Raw genomic sequence first — 16,030 nt, forward strand, 5'->3', positions numbered from 1 at the left:
TGCCGCCCGCCTTCTTTCAAGTGGAGACCGCCGCTTGACCGCTGCGCCCACCCCGTCCTTCGCATCGCTGGGGCTGGCCCCGGCGCTCGTGCGCGCCGCCGCCGAACGCGGCTACGACGAGCCGACCGCGATCCAGGCCGCGGCCATTCCCGCGATTCTGCAGGGACGCGACCTGCGCGGCTCGGCCCAGACCGGCTCGGGCAAGACCGCGGCATTCTCGCTGCCGCTGCTGCACCGGCTGGCCGCCGACTCCGCCGGGGGTGAGCGCCGGCTTCGCGCGCTGGTGCTGGTGCCCACGCGCGAGCTCGCGGCCCAGGTCGGCCAGACCCTGCGCGACCTGGCGCGCGCGCTGCCCGACCGCTTGCGCATCGCCGTGGTGTTCGGCGGCGTGTCGATCAACCCGCAGCTCATGGGCCTGCGCGGCGGTGCCGACCTGATCGTCGCCACCCCGGGCCGGCTGCTCGACCTGGTCGAGCACAACGCGCTGCGGCTCGACGCGATCGCCACCCTGGTGCTCGACGAGGCCGACCGCCTGTTCGACCTGGGCTTCGCCGAGGAGCTGGGCCGCATCCTCGCGCAACTGCCGGCGAAGCGGCAGAACCTGCTGTTCTCGGCCACCTTCCCGCAGGCCATCCAGGCGCTGGCCGACCGCATGCTGCGCGACCCCGAAACCATCGACGTGCAGGGCGAGCCCGGCACCGCGCCCGACATCGTGCAGCGCGCGATCGAGGTCGACAGCACCCGCCGCACCCAGCTGCTGCGCCACCTGCTCGAGCAGCACGGCGAGGCCTGGGGCCGCGTGCTGGTCTTCGTCGCGACCCAGCATGCCGCCCAGACCGTGGCCGAGAAGCTCTACCGCCATGGCATCTATGCCGTGCCCTTCCACGGCGACATCTCGCAGGGCGCGCGCACCGACATCCTCGACCAGTTCAAGCAGAGCCGCTGGGACGTGGTGGTGGCCACCGACCTGGCCGCGCGCGGCCTCGACATCGCGCGGCTGCCGGTGGTCGTCAACTACGACCTGCCGCGCTCGCCCACCGACTACGTGCACCGCATCGGCCGCACCGGCCGCGCGGGCGAGAGCGGCCTGGCGATCAGCTTCGTGACGCCGGCCTCCGAGGCGCACTTCCGCCTGATCGAGAAGCGCCAGGACCGGCGCGTGCCGCGCGAGCGCATCGAGGGCTTCGAGCCCACCGAGGTCGCGCCGCCCCTGGTCGATGCGAGCGGCACGGGCGGGATCAAGGGCACGCGGCCGAGCAAGAAGGACAAGCTGCGCGCGGCGCAGGCCGCCGAAGCCGCGAAGGCCGGCAAGCCGCCGGCCCAGGATTGACGGTACGGATCTCGCGAGCCTATTCGGCCGCGAAATCCACCTGGTGCCGCGCGATCCGCAGATCGCCGAGCGCCTCGCGCACGCGCAGGTGCGCCGGATGCGTGGCATAGCCGTCGAGCGCGGCCTGGCTGTCGAACTCCGAATACAGCACCACGTCGCAGGCATAGGCGACGCGGCTCGAATCGATGCCGACCTCGATGCGCAGCAGGCCCGGGACCTGGCCGCGCAACGACTCGAACTGCTGCTTCACGAACTGCGTGGCGCGTGCCTTCTCCTCGGGCGTGTCGGCGCGCAGGTCCCACATCACGATGTGCTTGAACATGGCGCGGGGGGATGAAAGACGAAGATCACGCGAGGCCTCCAGCTGCAGCGGGGCAGGGAAGGGGCCCGCGGCGTGCGGACGATGGTATGCAGGCGCGGCGCGAAACACCGCGTCGCCGCTGGAGAACAGTTTTCCGCTGGCGGCGCTCCGGGCTCAGCCGCGCGGCGGCCGCTTCGCGATGCCCATGGTCTTCGCGAGGATGCCGAGCATCACCTCGTCGGCGCCGCCGCCGATCGAGCCCAGGCGGCCGTCGCGGTACAGCCGCGAGACGCGGTTCTCGAGCGTGAAGCCCATGCCGCCCCAGAACTGCAGGCAGGTGTCGGCCACCTCGCGCGTGAGCCGGCCGGTCTTGAGCTTGGCCATCGAGGCCAGCTCGGTCACGTCCTGGCCCTGCACGTGCAGGTCGCAGGCGCGGTAGGTCAGCGCGCGCAGCGCCTCGACCTCGGTCTTGAGCTCGGCCAGCTTGAACTGCACCCACTGCTGGTCGGCCAGCGTGCCGCCGAACATCTTGCGCTGCTGGGCCCATTCGATGGTCTGCGCGATGCAGTCGTCCATCGGCTCGAGCGAGCTGGCCGCGCACCACAGCCGCTCCTCCTGGAACTGCTGCATCTGGTAGACGAAGCCCTGGCCTTCCTCGCCGATGCGGTAGCGCTGCGGCACGCGCACCTCGTCGAAATGGATCAGGCCGGTGTCGCTCGAGTGCATGCCGATCTTGCGAATCTTCTTTGCCTTCTCGATGCCGGGGCTGTCCATCGGCACGATCACCAGCGACTTGTTGCGGTGCACCGGGCCGTCGCCGGTGTTGACCAGCATGCACATCCAGTCGGCCTGCAGGCTGTTGGTGATCCACATCTTCTGGCCGCTGATGAGGTAGTCGTCGCCATCCTTGCGCGCATGGCTCTTGAGCCCCGCCACGTCGCTGCCCGCGCCCGGCTCGGACACGCCGATGCAGCCCACGGTATCGCCCGCGATCGCCGGCGCGAGGAACTCGCGGCGCAGTTCGTCGCTGCCGAAGCGCGCGAGCGCGGGGGTGCACATGTCGGTCTGCACGCCGATCGCCATCGGCACGCCGCCGCAGCTCACGTGGCCCAGCGCCTCGGCCAGCGCCATCGCGTACGAGTAGTCGAGGCCGCCGCCGCCGTAGGCCTCGGGCTTGTTGAGGCCCAGCAGGCCCAGGTTGCCGAGCTTCTTGAAGACCTCGTGCGCGGGAAAGGCCTCGGCCGCCTCCCACGCGTCGACGTGCGGATTGATCTCCTCGTCGATGAAGCGGCGCAGGGTCTTCTGGATCTCGAGGTGTTCGTGCGTGTAGTGCATGGTGTCCGTACGGGCGGGGCGCTCCCGGCCCCGATCGCAGGCACTCTAGGCGCGCCCCGGCCCCCGGGGCTTGCGCCAACTAGCTGGTGCGCGCGCGGCGCGCGGTGGCCGGTGCCGGCCGTGCGTTCGAGGCGGCCGAGATCGGCGACTCGATGCTGTTGCCGGTGAGCACCCAGTAGATGAAGATCAGCACCGCGCCGGCCGTGCCGAACACCGTGAGGCCCATGTAGCTGCCGCCAATCGCGAGCGCGTCGACCGGGGCGGCGGCGGTGCAGACCATGGTGGCCGCGCTCATGCCCACGTAGTGCATGGTGCACACCGCCAGGCCCATCACGGCCGCGGCGCCGATCTGCAGACTGAGCTTGCGCACGTTGAAGGCCAGCCACAGCGCGGCGGCGGCGGCGCTGATGGCGATCAGCACCGACAGCCCGACCGCCATCGGATCGAACTGCATCGACGCGCGCATGTTCATCGCGAACATGCCCATGTAGTGCATCACGCACACGCCCAGTCCGGCCAGCAGGCTGCCCGCGAGCCAGCCCGCGCGGCTGAACCTGCGGCGCCCGCCCGCGAGGTAGAGCGCGATGCCCGAGATCAGGATCGCGGCCACCAGCGAAACCACGGTCAGCGGCATGTTGTAGGCGATCGAGATCGGCAGCCGGTACGCCAGCATGCCGATGAAGTGCATCGACCAGATGCCGATGCCGCCGAGCGCCACCGCGGCGCAGGCCACGGCCGCGAGGTTCGGGCGGCCGTCGGCGCCGACCATGCGCCCGGCGCAGATCAGCGCGGTCAGCGAGCCGGCGAAGGAGATGAAGTACGACAGTGCCACCAGCCCCAACGAGTATTCGGGCGACAGCAGCTGGCCTGCGACGAGCGGTGTCATGGGATGTCCTTTCGACAGCAAGACGGCACCGCTCGCCCCCGGGAATCGGTGGTACCGGACCGTTCCGGGCGAGTTTGTAATGTTTGTTTTTAAAAGTAAACTGGTGTTTTACAGTTCTGTTTAGATTACTTTTTTCTTAATTTTTCAGCGCTGAGGCCGGATCCGGTATATCGCGTTGTTCCGGTCCGCCGCCAGGTAGACCGTGCCGTCGGGCCCGACCGCCACGCCGGTCACCACGTAGGGCGGCGGCAGTCCGGGCCCGGGCGCCAGCCCGATCGGCAGGTTCTCGGCGATGGTGCGGCGCGAGCCATCGGCCGGGTCGATCTCCACCAGCCGCCGCGCCGCGCTCTCGGCCACCACGAAGCTGCCCCAGGGCGTCTGCGCCAGGCCCTCGGGCAGCGCGAGCTTGTCGGCGATGGTGCGCAGCGGCGCGCTGGCATCGAGCGGAATGCGCAGCAGCTTGCCGGCCGCCTCGGTGACGTAGAGCGCGCCGTCGCGGCCGATCACCATCTGCACCGGCCCGTTGAGCCCGCTCGCGATCACCTGCCGCTCGGCGAACTTCGCGCCGCTCGCGCGCGTGATGCTGCCGGTGGCGATCTCGGCGTAGATCACGCTGCCGTCGGGCATCGGGATCGCGTCGAACGGCGCCTTCAGGCCGTGGATCGTCTCCACCGTCTTCAGCGTCTGCCGGTCGACCAGCTGCACGGTGCCCGTGAACCACGAGCTCAGCGCGAACAGCCGCGCCGAGAGCCCGACCGCGAACGGGTACTCGAGCTCGGGCTCGCGCTGCATGCGGAACACGTCGCGCACCGCGCCGTTGCGCACGTCCACCCGCCGGAAGCCGAACACGTCGGCGACCCAGAGGTCGTTGCCCTCGAGCTTCATGCCGGCCGGCACCGCGAGCTTGCCGCCGGTGAGCGTGCGCAGTTCGCCGGTGGCCGGCTCGAAGGCCATGACCTCGTTGTCGGCCATGTTCGAGATGTAGATCGTGCCCTCGGGCGCGATCGCGAGGTTGTCGAGCGAGGCCTTGAGCTGCTTCGCGACCGTCTTGCGACCGGTGGCGAGCTCGACCTTCACGAGCTCGCCGCTGCGCGCGTCGACCACCCAGAGGTTGCCCTTGCCGTCGAGGTTGGCCGCGGCCGGGATCTGGAAGCCGTCGGCGATCGGCGTGATGCGCCCGTCGGCCGGATCGATCTTCACCACCTGGTTCTTGAACCACAGCGGCCCGTAGAGCATGCCGTCGGGCCCGACCTCGAAGCCGTTGAAGCCGCCCATGTCCTTGCGGATGAGTCGCGGCGGCTTCTGGCCCGCGCGGTCGATCTCCCACAGCGCATCGCCGAGGAACACCTGCGAGGCGTAGAGCTTGCCGTTGCGCGGGTCGAAGGCCAGCGAGTTGAGGCCGGGCAGGTCCTTGGCGAGGACGCGCATGGGGGCGCTGTCGTGCTCGCGGTAGCGCAGCATGCCCATGAGGTAGTTGGTCCAGGCCATCTCGCCTTGGGGGCCGATGGCGATGTCGTCGGATTGGCCTTCGGGGGCGTCGATCAGGATCTTTGCTGCGCCGGTTTTTCTGTCGACTTCCCAGAGGGTGTTGCCGAGGACCGAGCCTGCGAGGAGGCGGCCCTTCTGGTCGATGGCGAGGCCGTGGACGCCGGAGAAGGACGAGGGTTGGACCAGGGGCTCTGGGGGGTGCCAGGCTGTGGGTCTTGTGGTGACGAGAGCGGTGGCTGCTGCGGGTGTTGGCTCTGGTGTCTGTGCGACTGCTGGGGGCGTTGACGGTTGGCTCGTTGTGGTTGTTGTCGTGCTGCAGGCTGCGAGCAGGGTGGCTACGGCGGCAGTGGCCAGGTGACGGAACAGCGGGGGGATGGGCACGGGGTCTCCTTCTCTCTTCTCTTTGTTCGGCGTTTTTTGGGGCGCGCGGGGGAGTCTAGGGAATGTGGAGGGGAATTGGTCGCTGGTGAGACAGGGGTTTGGGTTTTCTTAAGGTGCTTGTGTCTTGGTTAGGCCGTTGGCCGGGTCTCGCCCCGGCGGGCGAGTCACTTTCTTTTGCTTCGCCAAAAGAAAGTAACCAAAGAAAAGGCGACCCACTGTCTGCGTCCCTCCGCTTCGCTACGGGCAACCTGCGGTGCTCGCGTTTCGCGGGGTCTCGCAGAACTCGCTTCGCTCAAACAGCTGCGAGCCCTGATCCGCGAAACGCTGCGCTCCTCGGCGCAGCCAGAGGGGTGGGTCGGGCCTTTGCTTCGCTCGGCCTTGGAATGCCGCTCGGGCCATCGCTTCGCTCGGCCTTGTGTTTGTCTTGTCCCCTCTCCCTCTGGGAGAGGGTTAGGGGTGAGGGCACCGGGGCCTCACCAAGGGTCTGACGGTATCCACCGCCCCGGAGCCCTCACCCCAGCCCTCTCCCAGAGGGAGAGGGAGCAATACCAATGCCGAGCGAAGCGATGGCCTGTTAGGTACCCGCGGCCGAGCGCAGCGATGGCCCGTGGGGTATGTCAGGCCGAGCGAAGCAAAGGCCCGAATCACCCCCCTCTGGCTGTGCCGAGGAGCGCAGGGGAAAGCGGGATCAGGGCCGCAGCTGTCTGAGCGCAACGAAGTGGAGCGAGTTCTGCGGACCCCCGCTTTCCCCGAGCACCGCAGGTTGCCCGCAGCGAAGCGGAGGGACACAGACAGCGGGGTCGCCTTCTTTTGCTTACTTTTCTTGGCGAGACAAGAAAAGTGAGTCGCCCGCCGGGGCGAGACCCGGCCAACGGCCTAACCAAAAAGCGCACCCTCAAAAGACATCAAGCCCTGAACCGATTCCGAGTCAAAGCCAACGCCACCCAAAACGCCACCCCCGCATACACAACCAGCACAGCAGCATGCCGCCCCCACCCCACAGGCCACTGATCCATGAACAAGGGCCGAACCAACGCCACGGCATTAGCCAACGGCAACCACCCAGCCACCACCTGCACAGCCCCAGGCAGTTGCTCCAGAGGAAAGAACACCCCACTCAAGAACATCATCGGCGTCATGAACAAGGTGAAGTAGTAGGTGAAGAAGTCATACCCCTTCGCCAGCGCATTGAAGATCAGCGCGATCGATGAAAACGTGACCCCCGCCCCCGCCAGCACCAGCCAGGCCACGAACAGCTTCGGACTGTGACTGATCCCCAGCCCCAGCATCACGAACAGGATCGCCGTCACCGTGAAGATCGACTTGAACGCCGCCCACAGCATCTCCGCCAGCACGATGTCGTCCAGCCCCACCGGCGCGTTCATGATCCCGTCCCAGGTCTTCTGCACGTGCATGCGCGAGAAGGCCGAATAGAGCGCCTCGAACGAGGCCGCGTTCATCGCGCTCATGCAGATAGAGCCGCTCGCCAGGAACAGGATGTAGGGCACCTTCGTCTCGCCCACGCTCACCTGCCCCACCAGCGCCCCCATGCCGTAGCCGAAGGCCACGAGCCAGATCAGCGGCTCGGCGATGTTGCCGATCAGGCTCGGGATCGCGAGCTTGCGCCACACCAGCAGGTTGCGCAGGAACACGGGCCACCAGCGCATCGACAGCTGCGGCGGCCGCCACGCGGAAGGCGAGGGTGGCGAAGAAGAGGAGGAGGGCTCGGTGGCGAGGGTCGGGGTGGTCATGCGATGCGCTCGGTGGGTGTCTCTGATGTTCTCGTGGCGTGGCGCGTCACAGGCGTCAGCCGTCCTCGCGAATCTGCCGCCCCGTGAGCTTGAGGAACAGGTCCTCGAGGTTCGCGGGCCGGTGGAAGGTGCGCAGGCCCGGATGCCCCGACAGCGCCTCGAGCAGGCGGCGCGCGTCCTGCGTGTAGAAGAACACCGTCTCGCCGCTGACCTCCACGCGCGCGGCCAGGGCCCGCAGTGCGTCGACGTTCGCCAGCGCGAGCGCACCGTTGCCATAGACCTCGACCACGTCGGGCTCGAGGTGCTCGGCGATCAGGTCGCGCGGGCGGCCTTCGGCGATCTTGCGGCCGTGGTCGAGCACCAAGAGGCGCGAGCACAGGCGCTCGGCCTCGTCCATGAAATGGGTGGTCAACAGGATCGACTTGCCCTGCTGCAGCAGCACCTGCAGGCGCTCCCACATCAGGTGGCGCGCCTGCGGGTCGAGGCCGGTGGTGGGCTCGTCGAGCAGCAGCAGCTTGGGGTCGTTGACCAGCGCGCGCGCCAGCGAGAGCCGGCGCCGCATGCCGCCCGAAAGCTCGCCGGGCTTGGCATCGGCCTTGTGCGAGAGCGCCGCGAACTCGAGCAACTGCGGCACGCGCTGGCGCACCTCCTTCTTCGCGAAGCCGAAGTAGCGGCCGTAGACCACGAGGTTCTCGGCGCAGCTGAAGTCGGGGTCGAGGGTGTCGAACTGCGACACCACGCCGAGCTGCGCCTTGATCGCGAGCGCGTCGCGCGGCATCTGCAGGCCCAGCGCCTCGATGCTGCCGCCGTCGGGCGCGGTGAGACCCAGGCACATGCGGATGGTGGTGGTCTTGCCGGCGCCGTTCGGGCCGATCACGCCGAGGCACTCGCCGGGCGCGATGTCGAACGAGAGATCGTCGACCACCGTGGTGTCGCCGTAGCGCTTGCGCAGGTTCGTCACGCGAAAGAGCGGCGCGGCAGGCGCGGTGGCCGGCGAGGGAGCGGAGGCAGCTTGGGAGGCGGAGGTGTACACGGGCGGGACCGGAAGAAGGGAGATGAGGAGGACCGCGGAACGCGACGATTCTGACGCAGGCCCGCGCGCGGCGCCGTCCGTCGGGGGACCAGGGTTCACCGCGAGTCCACGGCGCGTGCAAGCGATACACAATCGCGGCTTCGCCGGCCCCGGCCGTAGTCCGTTCACGCATTCTTTCGTCCGACCTTCCATGCCGACAAGCCACAGGCCGTGCACTTCCTTCTTCTTCCGGGGCCGCGGCCGATGAGGGCATCGACCTCGTCGCGGCCGTGGCGCGCGCTGCTGCTCGTGCTGTGCAGCGCGCTGCTCGCGGCCTGCGCGCCCTTCCATCGTTCGATCGGCGCGGCGGAGCGCGCGAAGCTGCCCGAGGTCGACGTGCGCGTGGTGGTCGCGCAGGAGAGCTTCATGTTCTCGGCCCAGCCGCCCGGCGCGGCCGCGGCGCTCGGCGGCGGCATGATCGGCGCGCTGATCGATTCCTCGGTGCAGCAGGCGCGGCAGAAGGAGATGAGCGCCGAGGTCGGCGCCACGGTCGGGCCGCTGCTCGATTACGACTACCGCACCGAGGCCGGCATCGCGCTCGGCGAGATCGGCGCCACCGGCCTCTATCCGCCGCTGCGCATCGCCTCGGCGCAGGTGCTGCCCGCGATGCCGCCCAAGGCACAGCACGAGGCGCGCATCGCGGCCACGCGCAACGGGCCCGCCTATCTCGTGCTGCTGCTGCAGTACGCGCTCGAGCCGGGGCTCGGCGCCTTCACCACGCGCACCACCGCGCTGCTGTGGCAGGACGGCGGCAGCGAGCCGGTCTACCGCGCGGGCGCGATCTACCAGTCGCCGATCGGCGGCGGCACGCGGCCCACGGTGGTGCGGCGGCTGGTCGCCAACGATGGGCAGGCGCTGCGCGCCGTGATGCGCGACTCGGTGGCGCAGACGATGCGCCTGTTCGCGCTCGACATCGCGGGCGCGCGCGCGGGCCCGGTGAAGACCGGGCGCTTCAACGTCAACGGCACCTGGGTCGTGATCGGCGGCCAGGGCATCGAGGACACGCAGGCCGGTCCGCCGCGCGTGCTGTTCCGCGACGAGGACAAGGCGCTGTATTCGATCCGGAGCACCGTGCCATGACGCGCCTTCGCTTCCATCGCACCGCGGCGCTCGTGCTGCTGGCCTGCGCGCTGACGCCGATCGCGCACGCGGTCGACGAGAACGAGCCGCTGAGCATGGTCTTCGAGTCCTCGCCCGAGCCCGGGCAGCGGCCCGACGAGGCACCGGTGCTGGCGTTCCGCATCGCGCAGCGCTGCACCTTGTTCGTCGCGCGCGTCGACGACATCCGCCGCAACAAGAGCCACATGGGCAACCTCACGCGCATGCTGCCGACGGTGCATGCCACGCCGCGCCGCGTGGAGTCGCTGCGCGGCGGCGATGCCGTGCCCTGGGTGCGCGACGCGTTGCTGGCCACGCGCCGCTACGGCTTCGACACGCTCGCGGCCGTGCCGCCGGCCGCGGGCCTGGCGCGCCGCCAGCTCGGCGCCGAGGTCTCGCTGCGGCTCGCGCATGCCTGGTCGGTCGACCTCAACCTGGTGTCGCACGTGGCGATCAAGGTCGCCTACCGGCTGCCGGGCGGCGCCACCGTCTCGCGCCAGTACCACGGCATGGGCACGCGCGCCAACTGGACCAGCGCCAACGGCGAGTTCATGGCGGTGCTGAACCTCGGCCTCGAGGAAGCGGTGCGCGGCATGGTCAACGACGCCGAGCGGCTGTGCGACGGCCGGCCGCTGCCGCCGAGGCGCCCTGAGCCCGGCACCAGCTACATCCGCAGCCCGGTGAACTCGTCCTTCATCCAGTCGATGAAGGCACGCGTGCGCGCCGGCAGCAGCCGCGCGTTCGGATAGATCACGCTGACCGGCCGCGGCGGCGGCTCGAAGTCCTCGAGCACCAGCGCAAGCCGGCCCTGCGCCACCAGCGGCAGCACCTGGTAGGAGAAGAAGGTGCCGAAGCCCATGCCCGCGGCGCAGGCCTCGACGGCCGGCGCGAGGTGGTTGAACTCCAGCCGCGTGACGGTCGCCACATGGATCGTGCGGCTGCCTTCGTGGAAGCTCCATTGCGCGGGCGCATCGAGCCGGCCGCGCACCGCGGGCGCGCCGGCCAGGTCGCGCGGGTGGCGCGGCGTGCCGTGGCGCTTCAGGTAGTCGGGGCTCACGGCCACCACGCGGCGGATGCTGCCGAGCGTCTGCGCGACCAGCGAGGAGTCTTCGAGGCTGCCGATGCGGATGCCCACGTCGATGCCTTCCTCGAGCAGGTTCACCGTGCGGTCGTAGAGCAGCACGCTGCAGCGCACGCGCGCGTGGCGCTGCATGAAGCGCGTGATCGCGGGCGCCACGTACATGTGGCCGAACAGCACCGGCGCGGTGATCGTGAGGCGGCCTTCGGGCTCGCGCGCCTCGGCCTGCAGCGCGAGGTCGGCGGCGTCGGCCGCCAGCAGCACCTCGCGCGCGGCGGGCAGGTAATGGCGGCCCTCCTCGGTCAGCGACAGCCGCCGCGTGGTGCGATGGAACAGCCGCACGCCGAGGTGCGCCTCGAGCGCCGCGAGCGCGCGCACCACCGCGGGCAGCGAGCTGCCGAGCGCCTCGGCGGCGCGGGTCAGGCTGCCCTGGTCGGCAATCTGCACGAAGGTCTGCATGGCCTTGAAGCGATCCATCGGGCGATTAGATCGGATTCATCCGAAAAACGCAGCAGTCAAATCCGATGACGTGTATTCCTTCGATCGACGCAAGAGAGAAGAATCCATTCCGACGCCACCACTTCGAGGATTCCGACCATGACCGCTTCGCGCCAACCGGCCCAGTTCATCAAGCTCCACGGCACGCCGATCTCGGGCCACGTGCACCGCGTGCGGCTGTTCCTGTCGCTGCTGGGCCTGCCCTTCGAGGCCATCGACATCGACATGCGCGCGCGCGCCAACCGCACGCCCGAGTTCCTCGCGCTCAATGCCTTCGGCCAGGTGCCGGTGATCGAGGACGGCGAACTCACGCTCGCCGATTCGAACGCGATCCTGGTCTACCTCAACGAGCGCTATGCGCCCGATCCCGGCCGCTGGATGCCGCGCGATGCCTTCGGCGCGGCGCAGGTGCAGCGCTGGTTCTCGGTGGCGGCGGGCCAGCTCGCCTTCGGGCCGGCGGCCGCGCGCGTGTTCGCGCTGTTCGGCCGGCCCGACGATCCGAGCGAGGTGCGCAAGCGCGCCCATGCGCTGTTCGAGGTGATGGAGCAGCACCTCGCAACCCGGCCCTTCCTGGTGGGCGAGTCGGCCACGCTGGCCGACATCGCGAACTACGCCTACGTGGCCCATGCGCCCGAGGGCGGCGTGTCGCTCGATCCCTATCCCCACGTGCGGCAATGGCTCGCGCGCGTCGAGGCGCTGCCGGGCTTCGTGCCGATGGTGCGCTCGCCCATCGCGCTGGCCGCCTGATCGCCTCCACGCTCACCGAAGAAACTCGCGGAGGTCCGCCATGATCGATGTTCCCTTCCACGCCGGCGAACGCGCGATGCAGCTGCAGGCCGGCTCGCGCGAGGTCATGGCCGCGGCCGGCTCGCGCGTGATCCGCGACTTCATGCCCGACCAGCACCGCGACTTCTTCGCGCTGCTGCCCTTCCTGGTCACTGGCAGCATCGACGCGCAGGGCCAGCCCTGGGCCAGCATGCTGGCCGCGCCGGCCGGCTTCGCGCATTCGCCCGATCCGACGCACCTGCGCATCGATGCGCTGCCCGCTGCCGGCGATCCGCTCGCGGCCTCGCTGCGCGACGGCGCGACGCTCGGGCTGCTCGGCATCCAGCCGCACACGCGGCGGCGCAACCGCATGAACGGCACGGTCGAGGCGCTCGACGCGGCGGGCTTCACGCTCGAGGTGCAGCAGAGCTTCGGCAACTGCCCGAAGTACATCCAGGCGCGCGAACCCGCCTACCGGCCGCCGGCCTCGGCGCCCGCGGCGGTGCAATGGCTCGACGGGCTCGACGACGCGGCGCGCGCGCTGATCCGGCGCGCCGACACGCTGTTCATCGCCAGCGCCCATCCCGCGAGCGCGGCCACCGAGGGCGACGAGGTCGATGCCAGCGCGCGCGGCGTCGACGTGTCGCACCGCGGCGGCCGGCCCGGCTTCGTGCGCGTGGACGACATCGGCGGCGGCGTGCTGACGGTGCCCGACTTCACGGGCAACCGCTTCTTCAACACCTTCGGCAACCTGCTGGCCTATCCGCGCGCGGGCCTGTTGTTCGTCGACTTCGACAGCGGCGAGATGCTGCATGTCGCGGCCACGGCCGAGATCGTGATCGACGGGCCCGAGCTCGCGTCCTTCGAGGGCGCCGAGCGGCTGCTGCGGCTGCGCGTGCAGCAGGTGCTGCGCCGGCCCGGCGCGCTGCCGCTGCGCTGGGGGGCAGCGCAGCTGTCGCCGTTCCTGGCGCGCATGGGGCAGTGGGCGGAGTCCTCCAGCCGTTCGGGCTGAGCTTGTCGAAGCCTCGCGCGACGCTTAGACGAGCTCGGCGCGAACGGTGGGGGCTCAATCGAACGAGGGAATGCGCCCGTTGACCGAGGGCCGGTAGCGCCAGCCGCGCTCGAGCCTCCGCTCGACCTCCGCCCGGCGCTCGCCCAGCAGGGCCTCGAGCCCGGCCGCCGCGAGCGTGCAGGCCAGCGCCTGCCCCGGGCACGCATGCAGCCCATGCCCGAAGCCCAGCATGCGGCGCCCGCGCGCGCAGCGGCTGGAAGCGATCGGGCTCGGGATTGAAGGCCGGATCGCGGTTCGCGGCCGCCAGCACCAGCAGCACGGCATCGCCCGCGGCCAGCGTCGTGCCCGCGATGTCCACCGGCTCGGCCACGAAGCGCCGCGTGTTGTGCACGGACGGGTCGTGGCGCGCGGTCTCCTGCACCATCCTCTGCAGGCCGTCGCGCGTGGCCGCGGCCTCGCGCGCGGCCGGTTCGCGCCGCCAGGCGATCAGGCTATTGCCGAGCAGGCCGGCCGTGGCATCGCAGGTCTGCGACAGCAGGCCGACGAGGTTCGCGAGCAGCGCGCGCGAGGGCGGCGTGTCCGCGGGCTCGGCCTCGCGCACCGCCGCGAGCAGCGTGCCGCGCGCGGCCGGTGCGTCGGCCACCAAGGCTTCGAAGCGCGTCATCAGCGCGGCCGCCGCAACGCTCGCCGCGCTCAGCTGCGCTTCGTTCGACAGCGGCGACAGGCAGGCCACGAAGTCGCGCATCCAGCCATCGACCCGCGGCAGCGCCGCATCGCCGAAGCCCAGCAGCCGCGCCACCGCGCGCAGCGGGATCGAGAACAGCGCGTCCGACAGCGGCAGCGCGCGCGTGCCCGTGGCCGCCTCGAGCGCGGTGGCATGCGCGCCCTGCAGGTCGAGGCCCGCGAGCGCGCGTTGCAGCGCGGGCCGGTGCGCCTGGTGCGCCGCGCCTTCGTTCATGCGCACCAGGTGGCCGAAGACCTCGCCCGCGGGCTGGCCGACGATGGCGCGCGGCACCGGCTCGGTGGCCGGCCGCACGCGCAGCGCGCCGTGGACCTGCAGCAGCGTCTCGATGACCTCGGCGCGGCTCGCGACCCACAGGCGCAGCGTGGCGTTCCAGACCAGCGGCGGGCCGTCGCGCAGGGTGGCGTAGAAGGGATAGGGATCGGGATGCACGACGGCCTTGACGGGGTCGGTCGGGGCCGTCGTCTCGAGGGTGGGGTGCGGCGTGCTCATGGCCGAAGTCTGCGCCGCGCGTGTCCGTCACACTTCGCTCGCGGCCGAAGTGTGGGATGGCATGGCGCCTTAGGATCGCCGCATGAACACCGCCGCCTCCGCGAACCCGGACCTCCAGCTCGCCCGCCTCGCCGGCGCCATCGCCGAGCCCGCGCGCGCCCGCATGCTCAGCTGCCTGATGGATGGCCATGCGCGCACCGCCACCGAGCTCGCGACCGTGGCCGAGGTCGCGCCCTCGACCGCGAGCGCGCACCTCGCGCGGCTCAGGGAAGAGCGGCTGGTCGCGCTGCTGGTGCAGGGCAAGCACCGCTACTTCCGGCTCGCCGACGACGACGTGGCGGCCGCGCTCGAAGGCCTGATGGTGGTGGCCGGCGCGCCGCGCGTGGCCGGGTTCAAGCCCAGCACGCCGAGTCGGCTGCGCAGCGCGCGCACCTGCTACGACCACATGGCGGGCACGGCGGGCGTCGTGCTGCACGACCGGCTGCATGCACAGGGCTGGCTCAGCGGCCTCGCGAGCGGCTCCTACGAACTCACCGTCGAAGGCGCGGTCGCGCTCGAAAGCCTGGGCGTGGAAGTCGACGCGGTGCGGCGTTCGCGCCGCCGCTTCGCCTGCGCCTGCCTCGACTGGAGCGAGCGCCGGCCGCACCTGGGCGGCGCGCTCGGCGCCGCGTGGCTGCAGCTCTCGCTGAAGCGCGGCTGGGTGCGCCAGGAGCTCGACGGCCGCGCGCTCGCGCTCACGCCCAAGGCCGTGCGCGAGATGCCCGAGCTGTTCGCCGGTGCCTGATCGGGCCTCGAATCAGGCCTTGAGCTTGAGCAGGTAGATCAGCGGGCCCGCCATCGCGGTGTCGAGCTCGAGGAAGCCCTCGAAGTCCTTGCCCGCCATCCAGTAGGCGTCCCAGTTGTTCTTCCGGATGGTCTTCTGCCAGAGGTCGGCCACGGTCGCGCGGCGCACCGCCTCGAGCAGCACGGCGCGCCGCTCGGGTGTCACCTTCTTGCCGGTGAGCACGCCGCGCCAGTTGGCGAGGTCGGCGTCCACGCCCTGTTCGCGCACCGAGGGGATGCCGAGGAAGGGCCGCCTGGCCGACACGCCGATCGCGCGCAGCTTGCCGCTCGCGAGGGCCTCGCTGAATTCGCTGTAGCCCGAGATGCCGGCCGCGGACTTGCCCGACTCGAGCGACTCCACCACCTGCGCGCCGCCCGGGTGCGGCTGGTAGACCAGCGCCGCGGTGTTGCCCGCCACGCGCGCCAGCATGCCGGCGTACATGTGGTCCACGCCGCCGGCCGAACCGCCGGCGATCACGGTCTTGGCGGCGTCGGCGCGCAGCTGGGCGATCAGGTCCTTGGGCGTCCTGATCGGCGAATCGGCGCGCACCGCCACCACCTCGTAGTCGCTCGTGAGGCGCGCCACCGGCGCCACCTGGGCCAGCGTCACGGCCGGCTTCTGCAGCGCCACCGCGCCGACCATCACCATGCCGCTCATCAGGATCGCGTCGGGGTCGGCGTCGTACTTCTCGACGTACTTCGCGAGGCCGATGGTGCCGCCCTTGCCGCCGATGTTCTCGTAGACCACGTCGCCCACCGCGCCCGAGGCCAGCATCGCGGCGCCGAGCGCGCGGCCGGTCTGGTCCCAGCCGCCGCCCTCGTTGGCGGGGATCACGATGCGCAGCTTCGCGGTCAGCTGCGGCTCGGCCGCGCGCACCGCCCCCGTTCCCAGCACGGCCAGCGCGCCCAGCCAGGCATGGAAGCGCCGGCGTCCGGGCGAAGGTGGCAGGGCGGTCGGGTGCGGCATGTTTGTTTCCGA

The 16,030-nt window shown here is 70.7% G+C and carries 14 protein-coding genes and 1 pseudogene; 6 read left to right on the forward strand and 9 right to left on the reverse strand.

Annotation, left to right across the window (positions count from 1 at the left end):
* Nucleotides 1-34 precede the first annotated feature (34 nt).
* A complete protein-coding gene (locus tag ACHMXE_RS13590; RefSeq protein WP_395349747.1) occupies nt 35-1,330 on the forward strand; it encodes a DEAD/DEAH box helicase in 1,296 nt (431 codons plus the stop codon).
* A 19-nt stretch (nt 1,331-1,349) separates the two neighbouring features.
* On the opposite strand, the gene ACHMXE_RS13595 is transcribed toward ACHMXE_RS13590, so the two are convergent.
* The 6 genes from ACHMXE_RS13595 to ACHMXE_RS13620 form a co-directional block, all read right to left on the reverse strand.
* Nucleotides 1,350-1,652, reverse strand: a complete 303-nt coding sequence (locus ACHMXE_RS13595; protein ID WP_395349748.1) for a Dabb family protein — start codon at nt 1,650-1,652, stop codon at nt 1,350-1,352.
* A 153-nt stretch (nt 1,653-1,805) separates the two neighbouring features.
* Nucleotides 1,806-2,966, reverse strand: a complete 1,161-nt coding sequence (locus tag ACHMXE_RS13600; protein ID WP_395349749.1) for an acyl-CoA dehydrogenase family protein — start codon at nt 2,964-2,966, stop codon at nt 1,806-1,808.
* A gap of 79 nt (nt 2,967-3,045) precedes the next feature.
* On the reverse strand, nt 3,046-3,852 hold the full coding sequence (locus ACHMXE_RS13605) for an MHYT domain-containing protein (protein WP_395349750.1): 807 nt from the start codon (nt 3,850-3,852) through the stop codon (nt 3,046-3,048).
* Between the two features lie 144 nt (nt 3,853-3,996).
* Nucleotides 3,997-5,340 (reverse strand): hypothetical protein, encoded by a 1,344-nt coding sequence (locus tag ACHMXE_RS13610; RefSeq protein ID WP_395349751.1) that lies wholly within the window; start codon nt 5,338-5,340, stop codon nt 3,997-3,999.
* 1,286 nt (nt 5,341-6,626) lie between these two features.
* Nucleotides 6,627-7,472 carry an ABC transporter permease gene (locus tag ACHMXE_RS13615; protein WP_395349752.1) on the reverse strand — a complete coding sequence of 282 codons (846 nt, stop codon included), beginning with the start codon at nt 7,470-7,472 and terminating at the stop codon, nt 6,627-6,629.
* Nucleotides 7,473-7,527: 55 nt separating this feature from the next.
* The gene (locus ACHMXE_RS13620) at nt 7,528-8,433 is read right to left on the reverse strand and encodes an ATP-binding cassette domain-containing protein (protein ID WP_395353070.1); all 906 of its coding nucleotides are present in this window, start codon (nt 8,431-8,433) and stop codon (nt 7,528-7,530) included.
* 315 nt (nt 8,434-8,748) lie between these two features.
* Here ACHMXE_RS13620 and ACHMXE_RS13625 point away from each other — a divergent pair, with 315 nt between their 5' ends.
* Both ACHMXE_RS13625 and ACHMXE_RS13630 read left to right on the forward strand, forming a co-directional pair.
* Nucleotides 8,749-9,624 (forward strand): hypothetical protein, encoded by an 876-nt coding sequence (locus tag ACHMXE_RS13625; protein ID WP_395349753.1) that lies wholly within the window; start codon nt 8,749-8,751, stop codon nt 9,622-9,624.
* Nucleotides 9,621-10,391 carry a hypothetical protein gene (locus ACHMXE_RS13630; RefSeq protein WP_395349754.1) on the forward strand — a complete coding sequence of 257 codons (771 nt, stop codon included), beginning with the start codon at nt 9,621-9,623 and terminating at the stop codon, nt 10,389-10,391. The genes ACHMXE_RS13625 and ACHMXE_RS13630 overlap by 4 nt, the downstream gene beginning before the upstream one ends.
* Here ACHMXE_RS13630 and ACHMXE_RS13635 read toward each other — a convergent pair.
* Nucleotides 10,307-11,197, reverse strand: coding sequence for a LysR substrate-binding domain-containing protein (locus ACHMXE_RS13635; RefSeq protein WP_209543020.1), 891 nt, complete (start codon nt 11,195-11,197; stop codon nt 10,307-10,309). The two genes, ACHMXE_RS13630 and ACHMXE_RS13635, sit on opposite strands and share 85 nt — an antisense overlap.
* A 120-nt stretch (nt 11,198-11,317) precedes the next feature.
* Here ACHMXE_RS13635 and ACHMXE_RS13640 point away from each other — a divergent pair, with 120 nt between their 5' ends.
* Both ACHMXE_RS13640 and ACHMXE_RS13645 read left to right on the forward strand, forming a co-directional pair.
* Nucleotides 11,318-11,965 carry a glutathione S-transferase family protein gene (locus ACHMXE_RS13640; RefSeq protein WP_395349755.1) on the forward strand — a complete coding sequence of 216 codons (648 nt, stop codon included), beginning with the start codon at nt 11,318-11,320 and terminating at the stop codon, nt 11,963-11,965.
* A gap of 40 nt (nt 11,966-12,005) precedes the next feature.
* A complete protein-coding gene (locus tag ACHMXE_RS13645) occupies nt 12,006-12,995 on the forward strand; it encodes a pyridoxamine 5'-phosphate oxidase family protein (protein ID WP_395349756.1) in 990 nt (329 codons plus the stop codon).
* A gap of 304 nt (nt 12,996-13,299) precedes the next feature.
* Here ACHMXE_RS13645 and ACHMXE_RS13650 read toward each other — a convergent pair.
* Nucleotides 13,300-14,229 (reverse strand): annotated as a pseudogene (locus tag ACHMXE_RS13650) (cytochrome P450); the annotation flags it as partial.
* Nucleotides 14,230-14,311: 82 nt separating this feature from the next.
* On the opposite strand from ACHMXE_RS13650, the gene ACHMXE_RS13655 reads away from it, so the two are divergent.
* On the forward strand, nt 14,312-15,013 hold the full coding sequence (locus ACHMXE_RS13655; RefSeq protein WP_395349757.1) for an ArsR/SmtB family transcription factor: 702 nt from the start codon (nt 14,312-14,314) through the stop codon (nt 15,011-15,013).
* Nucleotides 15,014-15,025: 12 nt separating this feature from the next.
* On the opposite strand, the gene ACHMXE_RS13660 is transcribed toward ACHMXE_RS13655, so the two are convergent.
* Nucleotides 15,026-16,018 (reverse strand): Bug family tripartite tricarboxylate transporter substrate binding protein, encoded by a 993-nt coding sequence (locus tag ACHMXE_RS13660; RefSeq protein WP_395349758.1) that lies wholly within the window; start codon nt 16,016-16,018, stop codon nt 15,026-15,028.
* Nucleotides 16,019-16,030 lie beyond the last annotated feature (12 nt).

The sequence above is a fragment of the Variovorax sp. UC122_21 genome, from assembly GCF_044056785.1.
Classification (GTDB): domain Bacteria; phylum Pseudomonadota; class Gammaproteobacteria; order Burkholderiales; family Burkholderiaceae_C; genus Variovorax.

Coding starts and splice junctions, on each gene's coding strand:
- ACHMXE_RS13600 (WP_395349749.1), bottom strand. CDS start 2,966: ATGCACTACACGCACGAACACCTCGAGATCCAGAAGACCCTGCGCCGC.
- ACHMXE_RS13605 (WP_395349750.1), bottom strand. CDS start 3,852: ATGACACCGCTCGTCGCAGGCCAGCTGCTGTCGCCCGAATACTCGTTG.
- ACHMXE_RS13660 (WP_395349758.1), bottom strand. CDS start 16,018: ATGCCGCACCCGACCGCCCTGCCACCTTCGCCCGGACGCCGGCGCTTC.
- ACHMXE_RS13645 (WP_395349756.1), top strand. CDS start 12,006: ATGATCGATGTTCCCTTCCACGCCGGCGAACGCGCGATGCAGCTGCAG.
- ACHMXE_RS13595 (WP_395349748.1), bottom strand. CDS start 1,652: ATGTTCAAGCACATCGTGATGTGGGACCTGCGCGCCGACACGCCCGAG.
- ACHMXE_RS13640 (WP_395349755.1), top strand. CDS start 11,318: ATGACCGCTTCGCGCCAACCGGCCCAGTTCATCAAGCTCCACGGCACG.
- ACHMXE_RS13610 (WP_395349751.1), bottom strand. CDS start 5,340: ATGGCCTGGACCAACTACCTCATGGGCATGCTGCGCTACCGCGAGCAC.
- ACHMXE_RS13615 (WP_395349752.1), bottom strand. CDS start 7,472: ATGACCACCCCGACCCTCGCCACCGAGCCCTCCTCCTCTTCTTCGCCA.
- ACHMXE_RS13630 (WP_395349754.1), top strand. CDS start 9,621: ATGACGCGCCTTCGCTTCCATCGCACCGCGGCGCTCGTGCTGCTGGCC.
- ACHMXE_RS13625 (WP_395349753.1), top strand. CDS start 8,749: ATGAGGGCATCGACCTCGTCGCGGCCGTGGCGCGCGCTGCTGCTCGTG.
- ACHMXE_RS13655 (WP_395349757.1), top strand. CDS start 14,312: ATGAACACCGCCGCCTCCGCGAACCCGGACCTCCAGCTCGCCCGCCTC.
- ACHMXE_RS13635 (WP_209543020.1), bottom strand. CDS start 11,197: ATGGATCGCTTCAAGGCCATGCAGACCTTCGTGCAGATTGCCGACCAG.